A 14025-nucleotide genomic window follows, 5' to 3' on the forward strand; every position below is an offset into this window, starting at 1 on the left:
ATCTATTCCAATTATCAGGGGGCTCATACATATGAAAGCTGCAGTAAAACATAACATCTCAGATTTTAAAGACTACTTAAAGTCAAACGATATATACATGGAAGAAAATATAGATGAAAATGATGGTTCTGTTCATTTTTCAGTAGGATTAGAGACAGAAGCTGGCGCAAAAATTCAACTTATCGCTGCTTTCCAAAACGAACATCCTACTGTAGATATATACTGCTTCAATGTTGCTCACGTACCTAATGAAGCAGCAACAAATGATGTTTTACATACCATTAATGAATTAAATACATCTTATCGATTTGCAAAATTCACATTAAACAAGCAAAATGCAATTGATATTTCAACATCTCTTGCATTCTCAGAGCCAAACTTTAATCCAGCACTTGTCTTTGAACATACGAGAATGCTATATAAATTAGCAAATGACGAATATAAAAACTTAATGAAAGTGATTTGGGCATAAATAAAAGGATGGGCTGCAAGCAGCGCCATCCTTTTATTTCAATATCATATCAATCCACATCTTAATAGCTGTACCTACAATCAAAATCGATAACATATATTGCAGTGCTTTTTGATTGATCTTTTTCCCTACTCGCGCTCCAAGCGGCGCTGCAAAGATACTTGCAATCGCAATAATAAGAGCTGGAATTACAACTACTTGTCCAGTTATTACTTTTCCAGTTGTAATCCCTACTGAAGAAATAAACGTAATAGCGATAGATGTTGCTATCGTTGTACGTATCGGCAATTTTAAAATAACTAGCATAATCGGAACTAAAAGGAACGAGCCTCCAGCACCTATAATGCCTGATGCTCCGCCTACAATAAAGGCCAACAAGCTTGCTAACCATTTATTATATTTCACTTCATCACCATTATTTCGTTTCGGTACGAACATCATAATAGCAGCAATTGTTGCTAACGCTGCATAAACAACATTGACCGTATGTTCCTCCAATGCATTAGCACCAAAACTACCTATGAAACTTCCTATTAATATACTAGCTCCCATATACACAACGAGCGTTTTATCCATATCATTACTTTTCCGATAAGCCCATGCCCCTGCAAAAGTTGCAAAGAATACTTGCACCGCTGTAATACCACTCACTTCATGTGCAGTATAGCCAGTAAATCCTAGCAATACCGGAATGTATAAGATCATCGGATAATTAATAATCGCACCGCCAATTCCAACCATTCCTGATATAAACGATCCTATAAACCCAATTATAAAAAGTAATACGACTAAACTCACCTTATATCCCCCGCCTTCTAAAAAGAAGGTGATTTAAATGAATAAGTTTACATTCCCATCCGAAGCATCTGCTAAATAAGCTCCTACTCCTGCAAACTCTACCCCTTCCATAATCTCTTCCTCTTTTAACCCTAATAAATCTACTGTCATTTGACAAGCTACAAGTTTAATCCCCTGTTCTTTCGCCAAATCAATTAAATCTGGTAACGGCATCGCATTATGTTTTTTCATAATACCTTTAATCATCTTTGGTCCCATACCAGCAAAATTCATTTTAGATAATCCCATCTTATCAGCGCCGCGTGGCATCATCTTTCCAAACATTTTTTCTATGAAAGTTTTCTTTACCTCTACATGTTCATCTTTCCTTAAAGCATTTAATCCCCAGAAAGTATGAAAAATAGTTACCTCTTGATCATACGCCGCTGCACCATTTGCAATAATATAAGCAGCCATCGCTTTATCATAATCTCCGCTAAATAAAACGATTGTTGTTTTCTTCTGTTGTTCCATGTTGTTTTCCCTCCAATTACCTATAGGGGTATTTTTATTTTTATAAAAAATTGTTTCACCCTATTCTACTTTACCTTCCCACGCTAACATACCACCTACCATATTGATTGCTTGAAAACCGTAGCTCTCTAAAAATTGAACAGCTCGTGCACTTCTTCCGCCAGAACGACAAACGATAATATACTCTTTCTTTTTATCCAACTCATGCATACGAAACTCCAATAATCCTAGTGGAATGTTACACGCTTCTGGAATTTTCCCTTCAGCTACTTCTTCTACTTCACGTACATCTACGATATTTACTGCTTCTTTACGTACCAATTTTTCTTCTAATTCTTTTGCTGTCATTTCTTTCATTTACATTTCCTCCTCACAAACCATTCATACCGCCTGAAACATTGATAACGTGCTGAAATCCTAATTTTTTTAATACTTTTGCAGCCTGCTTACTTCTCATTCCACTTTGACAAAGAACAATAACTTCTTTCTGTTTATCTAATTGTTGCGCCTTATTAGCTAGTTCATTTAATGGGATATTCCGAAACCCTTTAATATTGTTCCCTCTATACTCACCAGCTGTTCGCACATCAATAAATTGTTTATTATTTTGTCCCATCATACGTTTTAATTCTTTTCCTGAAATGTTTTTTACTCCTCTAGCTGGTAAGAATCGAGAAATAATAAACCACGATACAAGTACAATTAAGATTATATTCAATATTGTCTTCACATCCATAAAGCTATTCAAACTCCTTCTATACTTTTTTCCTATCCAAATACATACTATAACTTTGAATATGGAACCCCTTCTTTCTTAAAAAGCGTATACTTAAATTCCGATCCACTTTATTATGAACAATAAGATGCAAAGGCTTATTTGGTATTTCATGATAATACCGTTTTAAATACGCATATGGTATACACATAATTCTAGAATTGTTATCACTGTCGCTCTCTGTATAATTTCGTACATCTACAATAACACTTTCAATTTTCCTTACTTGTTCTAACGAAATATATGCAACATTTAAAACGGGAATGTAACGTTTTACTAAACTTCCCAGCACCAATACTATTAGGGGTATAACTATATAGAACATATATGATTATCCTCTTTACTTTCAATAATAAGCAGATGATTTGCTCCTCCGCCTATTATTGAAATGCTATGCTTTCTTGATCCAGAACTTTAATTCACCATCTTCTTCCGTGTGTTTTAACACTTCATGACCGCCTGTTTGTGACCATGCTGGAATATCTTTAATCGCACCTTTATCTGTTACGTGTACTTCTAACACTTCTCCTGATTGTAATGCTTCCATTGCCTTCTTTGTTTTTATAATTGGCATTGGACACGCTAATCCTTTTACATCTAATACTTGCTTTACATTCATCTCATATACCTCCTGTTTTTATCATTAAGCCTTCTTAATCCAGAACTTTAATTCGCCTTTTTCTTCTGTATGCTTTAACACTTCATGACCGCCTGTTTGTGACCATGCTGGAATATCTTTAATCGCACCTTTATCTGTTACGTGTACTTCTAACACTTCTCCTGATTGTAATGCTTCCATTGCCTTCTTTGTTTTTACAATTGGCATTGGACACGCTAATCCTTTTACATCTAATACTTGCTTGGCATTCATTTCATATACCTCCTGTGTTTATTTCATTTGAAACCGAATTAATTATGAACAGCACAACGGTTTGGACCAATCTCCATTTCACGCTCTTCGTCTTCATTTGGATTTAATTGTCCCATATTTGTTTGACGAATTTCTTGATATGCATTCGGTTGAGGTGGTAAATTCTCTGTTACAACTTTACGGAACCCTCCCTCATCCTCAATATTTAAACCTGCATTATGCTCAAATAAATCTTTTAATTTTGCACTAACAATACCACTTTCGTCCATTTCACTTATTTTTGAATAATGAGCCGGTAACACAATTAAACTTTGAGATAGTTCTTTATATCGGCTATACAAAGTATTACGTAAATCACTTACCCAATCTTCAGCTTTCCCAGCAAGATCTGGACGCCCGATTGAATCTACAAATAAAATATCGCCTGATAATAAATAGGAATCATCTACAATAAATGACGTACTTCCAATCGTATGCCCTGGTGAGTATAATGCGTCAATTTCAATTTTAGTACCTCCCACCGTAATAACAGATCCTTCAACAAGCGGTTCGTATGAGAAAACAACTTCCTCCGCATCTTTTGGCGGTAACCAATACGTACCACCTACTTTTTCCGCTAACTTACGTCCTCCAGAAATATGGTCTGCATGTAAATGTGTATCCATTACATTCGTAATCGTAACAGCATGCTCTTTCGCAAATTCTTCATACGCTTCAACTGTTCTTACTGCATCAATAACTGCTGCTTCACCGTTTGAAACGACCATATAAGATAAACAGCCTTTTCCAAGACGGTTAAACTGATACATACTTCCGCCATTTTTTAAATCTCCAACTTTTACAGGCTTTACATATTCACTCCATGCCTTCATACCACCAGCTAAATAATAAATATTTTCTAATCCAGCCTCTGTTAATTGCTCTGCCACAAATATAGAAGACCCTTCTTTTGCGCATACTACTAAAACATCTTTATCTTTAGGTAATTCACTTACAATATGATCTACACCATCTAACAAATCAAAATACGGTTTATTTATAGATGAGATTTGTTTCCCTTCAATTTTCCAATCTTCATAATCCGTCTCATTACGAACATCTAAAATAAACAACTCTCCGAATAAAACTTTCTCTGCAACATCTTTTGCTTGTAATGATTTAACACTCATCTTTTTACCCCCTATGGTATATTTACATTTAAAAAAATTTAATTCTTTATATTCCCTTGCCACTCTAACATACCTGGAATGACATTTTTCACATTTTCATAACCTTTCTCTTTCAACATATGGCAAGCTACATCACTACGGTTACCAGTTCGGCAAACAACATAAATTTGTTTCGTCTGATCTAAAACTGCACTGTCTAACTCTCCTAACGGCACCGAAATGGCCGATGGAATATGACCAAAAGCGAATTCCGCTGCTTCTCGAACATCTAATACAATACACTCTTCATCGCTTAATAATATCTCTTCCAACTCCGTATTCGTAATTGTATGAGGATACTTTGCTACTTCGTTCACTTCATGCTCATGTGCTTTCCTAATGTAATGCATCAAAACATCGCCCTCTTGTTTCGTCCCGATATATTGATGCCCTACTTTATTTGCCCAGCTTTGTATATCTACTGTAGATCCTTTATCTGTTGCCTTAATTTCAATCACTTGTCCTGATGCCAATCCTTCTATCGCCTTCTTCGTTTTCACAATCGGCATCGGACAAGCTAACCCTTTACAATCTAAACTCATATCCACTTTTATACTCATAGTGATTCCTCCATAACTTATATACATATACCTGTAGGGGTATATTAAAATGTTTTTGAAAATCTGTCAACACTTACGTTTGACAGATTATCGGCTTTTTACAAGTAATTGAACAGCTTCTTTAATTAACTCTTCATTTGAACCATTACCACTTTCAAACTGTTCACGCAAGCATTGCTCTAAATTCGTTCCAACAACAAGTCCAATTGTACGATCAAGTGCAGAACGAGATGCCGTTAACTGTGTAATAACCTCTCGGCAATCTTTTCCTTCTTCCATCATACGAAGCACACCACGAACTTGCCCTTCAATACGTTTTAATCTATTTTTCATGTCTTGATTATATTCCATTGTATAATCACCTCATTACCATTATGTCACCATTTATAGCTTATGACAATATATTATACCCTGTAGGGTATTTTGTAAACCCCTATTTTAAACTTTTACCTTATACATTCACAAAATACAAAGCGAAACCTTCATCTATAGGCTTTCATCTTCCACCAAATTTTGAAGTGGAAGATGAAAAAATATCAATATACAATACGTTCTGTTGAGACTCCCACGACTAAAGTCGCAAGCCCTAATCCTTACGGATTGACGGGTGGGATTCTTGAATGACTAAACGTTCGCAGTCCATTTCTGTTTTGAACAGACTTCAAGATGAGGGCATCTCATTGCCCCTCCTAAGACAGTGCGTATAGCATCTTAGGCTGATTGACTGTTACCATCAATCACAGTTGCGTAGCGAATATTCATCGCCCCAACAATATCACGATGTTTCTCAAATCCACATCGGCACTTGTATTTTCTGTCTGGTGCTTTGTTCTTTTCAGAACATTTCGGACATGTTTGACTTGTATAAGCAGGGTTCACATATTCTACCTTAATACCAACTAAATTCGCTTTGTATTCAATGAATTGTGCTAAACGATAGAATGACCAAGTGTGTAGATTTTTCTCGTTTTTACGGCTTGTTCTTGCCGTCTGTCTAATATTCGTTAGTTGTTCTAAACGAATAACAGAAATGTTATTATCGGTTGCAAAGTCAATGATTTCACGACTTACTTTGTGGTCTTGGTCTTGCATCCATCTTTGTTCTTTATCATCAAGTTGTCGAATGGCATTTAATTTCTTATTTTCACCTAACTTCTTACGAACACTACGAAACTTACGTTTCATATATTTGTTTTGTCTACCATTGCCGAAGAAACGAACTTTATCATCGTCTGTGATGGCTACCGCAGGGACTTTAAGACCTAAATCTACCCCTAAAATCTTCGTTCCTGTTTTTTCATTTGTAGGAATTGTGACAGATATTTGAGCAATCCACTTATTAGATTTCTTCGTGATGCGAAGTGTACCTAGCTTGTGTGTTAACAAATTAAAATTGCGATTATATTTATCAGTTAATAAAGCACGAACCTTTAAGCGAGTTGATTTTCCATTTACCATGAGTGGAACTGAAATGTGCGTGAAGTCAAACGAATAGTTTTGATTGTTCCATACACAAACAGGTCTCTTTAGAATCGGAATAACTTTGTATTTACTTTTTTTCACCTTTGTAGAAAACACACTTTTAGCGTCTTTAATTGCTTGGTTCTTCACTGCGCTTGGAAGATTAGCTTCAACATCTTTTGTACTTTTCTTAGTGCTCTTCTTCGCTTCAGCCATTTCAGATACAAGTGTATTAATGACTTTGATATACTCATAGCTACTTTGTTCCAACAACTGAATTTGTTCTTTTGTTGGAAGCAATTTAACTTTGACTGTGATTGTTTGTGACACAATTTTCACCCCCTCGTCTTTTGATTTTCAACATACTGTTTAATTGTCTCAGTCGATACATTTCCAGCAGTAGAAACAAAATAGGAACGTGTCCATAGACTTGGCAAGTGTTGAAGATGAGGAAACTCTCCTCTCAAACGCTTCGATGTCACTCCTTTAATTTTCGCCATTGTGTCAGCGGGATAAGTGTTGGTAGTGTATGTAAGAACAAGTGAACGTGGTTTTTGTCGCATTCCATTGCGACAATAGCAACATCCATTTCTCCGCATATTTCTTGAACCAACTCTTTGAAACGTTCTTCTACTTTTGTGTTAAGAAAAATCTTTCTTCTGTATCGCGGGCAAAACACAAAATGGTAGTTAATTAATGACACAGTTGTTTTGGTTCTTCTATAATCATTTATCATATTCACATTGTATCAGTTTTACTTTTAAACTACACCACAAAAGATACCAATATTTTGGATACTTAAAGTACCACAAACTTAGCGATTTTAGTGGTACTCCGTATCCAACCTCACTTTCATCCCATGCCTAAAGGCGATGGGCTTTCCCGTTCGGAAAGGGCTGTAATACTGTTCCATACAATTTAAAACCACCATCTACATTCTTTACCTTATATCCTTTTTCCATTAACATGCGCGCTGCAACATATCCTCTCATACCGAGTTGACACGTAATATATATATCTTTATCCACTGGCACTTCATCCAAACGATCACGTAATTCATCTAACGGAATATTAACAGAGCCTTTAATCATTCCTTGTTTGAGTTCATTAGGCTCTCGAACATCAATAAGATATCCACCATTTTCAACAATACGATCTATTTCATGCCATTGTACTGTGTCCACAAAACCATCTACTATATTACTTGCCACATACCCTACCATGTTTACTGGGTCTTTTGCAGAAGAATATGGCGGGGCATATGATAATTCTAAATCTGGCAAATCAAGTACAGTTAAATTTGCTTTTATTGCCGTTGCGATAATATCCATACGCTTATCTACACCGTCACGTCCTAACGCCTGTGCTCCATAAATTTTTCCGCTATCTTTATTAAAAATTAATTTTATTAGCACTGGCGTAGCATTCGGGTAGTATCCCGCATGAGAATTTGCCTGTACATGTACTACCTCATAGGGTATATTTAATCGTTTTAATATTTTCTCATTTACTCCAGTCGAAGCAACTGTTAGAGCAAAAACTTTAGCTACAGAAGTTCCGAGCGTACCTTTATATAAAGAATCCGTATGACCATGAATAATATCTGCTAACATACGACCTTGACGATTAGCTGGCCACGCTAAAGGAATCATCGTTTCTATTTCTGTAACAAAATCTTTCACTTCTATCGCATCACCAATTGCATATATATGTGGGTCAGACGTTTGAAATTTCTCATTTACTTTTATCGTCCCTCTAACTCCTAATGCTAATCCTGCATCCTTCGCTAAACTACTCTCTGGTTGTACACCAATTGCTAAAATAATCATATCTGTTTTTATAACTGAGCCACTTTTTAAACGTACAACAGTCCCGTTCTCTTCTAACGTATCTACACCATCTTCAAAAACGAGCTCAACATCGTGTTTTTGAAGATGCTCATGCACATATGCCGCCATTTCATAATCGATTGGTGGCATCACTTGATTTGCCATCTCTACAAGAGTAACATCAATTCCACGTTCTCTTAAATTTTCAACCATCTCCACACCAATAAATCCGCCACCAATAACCGTCGCATGACGTGGTTTCTGCTCATCAACGTATGCTTTAATACGATCTGTATCCGGTACATTTCGTAACGTAAACAGTGCCTTCGCTTCTTCAATACCCGGGATAGATGGAACAATTGGTTTTGCCCCTGGTGAAAGAATTAACACATCATATTTCTCGTTATATGTTTCATTTGTCGTTACATTCTTTATCGTAATTGTTTTCTCTTCTTTATTAATCTGTACTACTTCACTCAATACACGTATATCTAAATTAAAACGCTTCGACATTCTTTCAACAGTTTGTACTAATAATTTTTGTCTTTCTGTAATGACACCGCCAATATAATATGGCAATCCACAGTTTGCGAATGAAATGTATTCACCGCGTTCAACCATAATAATTTCATCTTCCTCACTTAAACGACGAAGCCTTGCAGCTACTGATGCGCCGCCAGCAACTCCGCCTACTACAACTATTTTTCTGGACATATTTTAAACCTCCATAGTATTTAATTTTCTCAAACTTCACAAAAACCTATACCTGTATGGGTATATAATAAATTATAAAAAAGTTAATTTCAATCAATATGGCTTTCTTTCACAAATTTGAAACAAATAAAGTGAAACTTTAATCATCCCTCACCAATCGGGCTTTTACGGACAGTTGATCCCCCACCTAACTTCTTTGCTTCCGCTGAATTTTGAGGTGGGGGTCTTACTGCCCGGCAAATAGTGAGATAAAAAAGAACTTAGACCTTTCCAAGTTCTTTTGCGTGTAGTTCTATAACTTTCTGTAAGATTACACCAATGTATAAATATACGTTTTTAATAACTGAAATACACCTGTATTTAAATTTTCAAAATCAATAGCTTCTTCACATAAGGCTAGATCCATTCCACGTAAAATTCTTTAATGCCACAACCTGAGAAAACGGATCCCAACGGATTCGTTTTCTACAATGATATGTTTATTTTTTTCGTTTCATCTCTGTCATTAATCATAACCATCTGCGCCTTATTATTTGGCAAAAATACGATATATTTTCCCGTTCTCACATTCCTCCAAATAACTTTTCCTTCTTCGTCTGTTTTCCCTATTGAGATCCCAATTTCTCTACTGGGCTGAGGTGATTCGTCTTTCATAAGTATAATTTCAAAATCTTTTATTGGCTGTTTTTCTTTATTTTTCACATGAAAAGTTACAGAATTAACAACCTTACTAAACTTCTTTTCTTTATTTGCTATAGAACTAGACACTATGATGATGACCAATACACAACATAAAATCCATAAAAACTTATTATATTTATTCAGACCATTTTTTAAGATTATTAAAAACATCGTCTGTCACCCGGTTTCCAGAATTCCAAGAATTACTTCCTACTGTATGGGTAGCTATTATTGTTACACCCGTACGAGAATAGTCATGATATACAGGTGCTCCACTTTGACATCCATAAGTGTCCATCCTATATGTTAACATTCTAGGACTAGTGCCTTCAATTGGTCCATAATCTGTCCACATAGTATATTTTTCATTTCCTACTTTATCACACGGATACCCTGGAACTACTGCGAGTAACCCCTTTGGAGACTCTACATTAGTAGTTCTATATCCTAACCAACCTGTATAATCTCCAGGAGATCCATTTAATTTAATGGCTCCATAATCAAATTCCGAATCTCCATCATCAGTCCATCCACTTACTGAATAAAGCTTTGTCCAACTATAAGGCAAATACGGTGCTTGGTTTCCATTTCTACCAGGAGTCACAATAACATTTTTTGCCCATCCACCAAGCTTTTTATTGTAAACACAGTGCCCAGCTGTAAATACTGTATCTTTACTAATTAGCGCTCCTGTACACCCATAAACCTCTTGTCCATTAAATTGAATTACTAAGTGTACTATAGCCCTATAAGGATACAAAGTTGTATCAGTAACTCTAATTCGATCATCTCTTCCTATTATAGAATGTGTAAGGATATTAGATGGATAATTAAAATTACTGTCTCTTAATAAGTATCCCCAATCTTCCCCACCATGTTTACGCCCTTCAAATGAAGGTGAAACAAGATCTTCTCCCCTTCGATCATTACTATACAAAGATTGTTCTTGAAAAAGTACACGTTCCCCCTCATTTGAAACTGATGTCCACGGTACATCTTCTGCATACACCTTCTGATTCACCAAAAATACTGTACAAAAAAAGATAAAAAGAACACCAAAACTATAAAGAGCCAACCTACATCTTATAGAAATAAAGCTATCCAACATAACTTACCTCCTATACAAATGATAGCGAACAATTGAAGATCCCTTTATAAATTCTAGTTTTTCTTTTTTCAGAAGTCAATGTAATTAATAATGATAATCATTATTAATTACATTGACTTAACAAAATCACACAATTAGTCATATTCTTTACTCTGCGTTCAAAAATCTGTCTCATTAAAGGTTCACTTTATTACATAAACCCGTAACCTTCTTCACAATCAGCTCCGCAGTATTTTCCTCCGGTGGCATCAATAAATTTGTAACCGGCCCATACACAACAGGGCTTAATTCCACTTCATAACCACCATATGAAATTTCTTCCTTTGTCGGCAAGTAACCAATATATCCGTTCATATATCCACCAAAGAAAGCCAATTCATTTTGAAGATTCTCTTTCACTTCTAATGCCGTTTCCGAAAAAGGTTCCATCGGTATACCTGAAAACATACCATCATTCACTTGAAACAGTTGCACTTCTAAATCAATAGTTAAATGCCGAATACCTTGCTTATATTTCTCTAAAACGATAGTAAGCCATTCATCCGTATTCACGCCCCACTGCTTCTCAGCTAACCAAGCCATGCTTCGTATCTCATCAATTTCAGGGATATTCTTCAACTTCATTTGCACCATACTCGAAATCGTTCTTACATTTACAATTGGGCTATATGTAACTGTCGGTAACATCGTTAATACATGTCCACTAAGCGTGTAAGCCATTTGTGTTAATGCTTCCTTAGAACCTCGATACTTCGCATTCACATTACCAGCAGCACCTTGCACAATCATAACAGGACAGTTTACGATCTTCTCAAGAATCTCTCTTGTCATCCCCGGATAGTCTGCTGATAATGCATCACTATCACCTTTTAAAACATTCGGATGGGCCGTACAAAATACTATAATCCCAGTTAATTCCTTCGTTTCAGCATCTTTTATTGCTAACATACCAATTCGTTTATCTACAACACCCTCTATATTTGTTCCCATCTTCGCTCTTCCATCAGATGTTCTCTCTCTTCGGTTTACTCCAATATCACCTGTCGTAACACCCCAGCCAACTTCACATCGCTTCAAGTTGTTATTCGCAGTAACAGCACCTTGCACCACATTATTTACTAAAATCGTTTTATACGACCTTACTAAAGGTTGCTCACCAACAGTTTCTGGACCAGAATGTGTATGTGTATAAACAACTGTTATTCGCTCAAATGGAACATGAAGCCTACTTGCTACTCGCTCACGAATCATATTCGTATCTTCTACTAACATTCCAATATTATCAATACTTATAAACACAGTTTTCATTTCATCTTTTTCAAATACAAAAACCGTCCCATAAATACGCTCTTCAACATTATTTATTCCTGTCTCTCTATGGTATCCAACAAAATCAATGCCAACAGGCGGCGTAATATCCACCTTGCATACCCCTATTTTGCTCATTTGAATCGCTCCATTTCTCTATGTAACTCCCTTTTTTCAAGAATAGCATATTTGACTTTGTTCCAAATAAAAAAAGAACGAACATAGCATCCTATGTCCGTTCTTCCCCTCACACATACTTCCGATGCACCATCTTCCCATCATAAGAAAACACAACGCCCTTACTCTCTACAATTGACTCCATATGCACTGTTCTTCCCCACAGTTGATGAAGATATGGTAATACCTTTTCTAAGTATTTTAAATCGAGCTCGATTCCTTCGTAACTATGTTTAATGTATAATTCTCCGTTCTTTAAGTAGTCTCCATCTTCTACTACTAAGTACGGGAAACCACCATTTGTACGCATATTTACGAGTTGATCACGCACATGTTCCCACTCTTTATCTATTACTTTATATTCTTTTCCTTGGCGCTGGAATAAGTACATATCTTCTCGCATAACAAGATCTTTATTTAAATAGTTTCTTAGGAACGATACATCCCATTCGATTTCGCGTACTTCAAAGATTTTGTCTCGACCAGATCCTGGTTTTACGCCGCGTCGTTTCATTTCTTCAGTAGGGTTATTGTAGCGCTCCTCTATATCTTCAAACATTTTAATACCGAGGTAGTATGGGTTAATACTCGTTTTTGATGGCTGAACGACGCCCGCATTTAATTTTGCAAATTCGATTGCTTCATCAGATGTTAAGTCCATTTCGCGAAGTATGCGTTGATGCCAGAAGGATGCCCAGCCTTCATTCATAATTTTCGTTTCAAGCTGCGGCCAGAAATATAACATTTCTTCACGCATCATCGTTAATATGTCCCGCTGCCAATCTTCTAGCTCACGGCTATATTCTTCAATAAAGAGAAGTAAATCTTTTTCTGGTTGTGGTGGGATTTTCTTCTTTTTACGCACATTGGAGCGTTCCTGTTTTTTATTTCGATTATCTAAATTCCACAAATCATCGTATTGCGATGCCTTTTTCTTTTCTACTTCTTCCTCTTCTAAATCATCAATACTCCACGCAAGTTTTGGACGCATAAGCGACGGATCAATATGCTCTTGAATGGCAAGTACGGCATCTAAAAATGTTTCTACCTCTTCTTTTCCGTACTTATGCTCATATGCTTTCACCCGTTCAGCTGTCGCTGACATACTTTCTACCATATCCCGCTTCGTATTTGAAAAACGAATATTATTTTTAAAGAAATCACAGTGCGCTAACACATGCGCTACAATTAATTTATTTTGAATTAACGAGTTCGTATCTAATAAAAAGGCATAACATGGATCAGAGTTAATAACGAGTTCGTATATTTTACTAAGACCTAAATCGTATTGTAATTTCATTCTGAAAAACTGTTTTCCAAAACTCCAATGTGAAAACCGTGTCGGCATCCCATATGCACCAAATGTATAAATAATTTCCGCTGGACATATTTCATAACGCATCGGATAAAAATCAAGCCCAAATCCAGTCGCAATTTCCGTAATTTCCGCAATTGCATATTGCAGTGCTTTATCGTCACTTGCTCTCATTATTTTCCCTCCTTACACTTTCCCTTAAGAAAGTGTATGATTGAGAACAAGCTTTCATGAG

The 14025-nt window shown here is 36.1% G+C and carries 17 protein-coding genes and 1 pseudogene; 1 reads left to right on the top strand and 17 read right to left on the bottom strand.

From position 1 onward, the window contains the following. Positions 1-31: 31 nt before the first annotated feature. The gene (locus tag PDQ40_RS24065; protein ID WP_000642365.1) at positions 32-472 is read left to right on the top strand and encodes a YbjN domain-containing protein; all 441 of its coding nucleotides are present in this window, start codon (positions 32-34) and stop codon (positions 470-472) included. 33 nt (positions 473-505) lie between these two features. Here PDQ40_RS24065 and PDQ40_RS24070 read toward each other — a convergent pair whose 3' ends face one another. The 17 genes and pseudogenes from PDQ40_RS24070 to spoVR all read right to left on the bottom strand — a co-directional run bounded on the left by PDQ40_RS24070 (position 506) and on the right by spoVR (position 13964). Continuing rightward, a complete protein-coding gene (locus PDQ40_RS24070) occupies positions 506-1270 on the bottom strand; it encodes a sulfite exporter TauE/SafE family protein (protein ID WP_000060727.1) in 765 nt (254 codons plus the stop codon). A 33-nt stretch (positions 1271-1303) separates the two neighbouring features. Further along, positions 1304-1783 (bottom strand): DsrE/DsrF/DrsH-like family protein, encoded by a 480-nt coding sequence (locus PDQ40_RS24075; protein ID WP_000437719.1) that lies wholly within the window; start codon positions 1781-1783, stop codon positions 1304-1306. 60 nt (positions 1784-1843) lie between these two features. Further along, the gene (locus PDQ40_RS24080) at positions 1844-2140 is read right to left on the bottom strand and encodes a rhodanese-like domain-containing protein (protein ID WP_000661803.1); all 297 of its coding nucleotides are present in this window, start codon (positions 2138-2140) and stop codon (positions 1844-1846) included. A 13-nt stretch (positions 2141-2153) separates the two neighbouring features. Next, positions 2154-2519 (bottom strand): rhodanese-like domain-containing protein, encoded by a 366-nt coding sequence (locus PDQ40_RS24085; protein WP_000382692.1) that lies wholly within the window; start codon positions 2517-2519, stop codon positions 2154-2156. Positions 2520-2538: 19 nt separating this feature from the next. Next, positions 2539-2883, bottom strand: a complete 345-nt coding sequence (locus PDQ40_RS28150; RefSeq protein ID WP_000499413.1) for a hypothetical protein — start codon at positions 2881-2883, stop codon at positions 2539-2541. A gap of 66 nt (positions 2884-2949) precedes the next feature. Beyond that, positions 2950-3177: a sulfurtransferase TusA family protein gene (locus PDQ40_RS24090; protein WP_270691702.1), complete on the bottom strand. Its 228-nt coding sequence runs from the start codon at positions 3175-3177 to the stop codon at positions 2950-2952. Between the two features lie 24 nt (positions 3178-3201). Continuing rightward, positions 3202-3429, bottom strand: a complete 228-nt coding sequence (locus tag PDQ40_RS24095; RefSeq protein ID WP_000992270.1) for a sulfurtransferase TusA family protein — start codon at positions 3427-3429, stop codon at positions 3202-3204. Positions 3430-3467: 38 nt separating this feature from the next. Continuing rightward, positions 3468-4598 (bottom strand): MBL fold metallo-hydrolase, encoded by a 1131-nt coding sequence (locus tag PDQ40_RS24100; protein ID WP_270691703.1) that lies wholly within the window; start codon positions 4596-4598, stop codon positions 3468-3470. Positions 4599-4636: 38 nt separating this feature from the next. After that, positions 4637-5197, bottom strand: coding sequence for a sulfurtransferase TusA family protein (locus PDQ40_RS24105; RefSeq protein WP_000023963.1), 561 nt, complete (start codon positions 5195-5197; stop codon positions 4637-4639). Positions 5198-5284: 87 nt separating this feature from the next. Next, positions 5285-5548, bottom strand: a complete 264-nt coding sequence (locus tag PDQ40_RS24110; RefSeq protein WP_000456206.1) for a metal-sensitive transcriptional regulator — start codon at positions 5546-5548, stop codon at positions 5285-5287. Positions 5549-5908: 360 nt separating this feature from the next. After that, positions 5909-6988 (bottom strand): RNA-guided endonuclease TnpB family protein, encoded by a 1080-nt coding sequence (locus PDQ40_RS24115; RefSeq protein WP_014893289.1) that lies wholly within the window; start codon positions 6986-6988, stop codon positions 5909-5911. 5 nt (positions 6989-6993) lie between these two features. After that, positions 6994-7394 (bottom strand): annotated as a pseudogene (tnpA, locus tag PDQ40_RS24120) (IS200/IS605 family transposase). A gap of 127 nt (positions 7395-7521) precedes the next feature. Further along, positions 7522-9201, bottom strand: a complete 1680-nt coding sequence (cdr, locus tag PDQ40_RS24125) for a CoA-disulfide reductase (protein WP_270691704.1) — start codon at positions 9199-9201, stop codon at positions 7522-7524. Positions 9202-9666: 465 nt separating this feature from the next. Further along, positions 9667-10053 (bottom strand): DUF2606 family protein, encoded by a 387-nt coding sequence (locus PDQ40_RS24130; RefSeq protein WP_000478582.1) that lies wholly within the window; start codon positions 10051-10053, stop codon positions 9667-9669. Then, entirely contained in the window at positions 10019-10990 is a 972-nt protein-coding gene (locus PDQ40_RS24135) for a trypsin-like serine peptidase (RefSeq protein ID WP_000887280.1), read from the bottom strand. Before PDQ40_RS24135 ends, PDQ40_RS24130 begins: the two co-directional genes overlap by 35 nt. A gap of 174 nt (positions 10991-11164) precedes the next feature. Next, positions 11165-12436, bottom strand: coding sequence for a neutral/alkaline non-lysosomal ceramidase N-terminal domain-containing protein (locus PDQ40_RS24140; RefSeq protein ID WP_270691705.1), 1272 nt, complete (start codon positions 12434-12436; stop codon positions 11165-11167). Positions 12437-12545: 109 nt separating this feature from the next. Then, a complete protein-coding gene (spoVR, locus tag PDQ40_RS24145) occupies positions 12546-13964 on the bottom strand; it encodes a stage V sporulation protein SpoVR (protein WP_001202710.1) in 1419 nt (472 codons plus the stop codon). Positions 13965-14025: the final 61 nt, after the last annotated feature.

This window comes from Bacillus cereus group sp. Bc061, assembly GCF_027715825.1.
GTDB lineage: Bacteria > Bacillota > Bacilli > Bacillales > Bacillaceae_G > Bacillus_A > Bacillus_A paranthracis.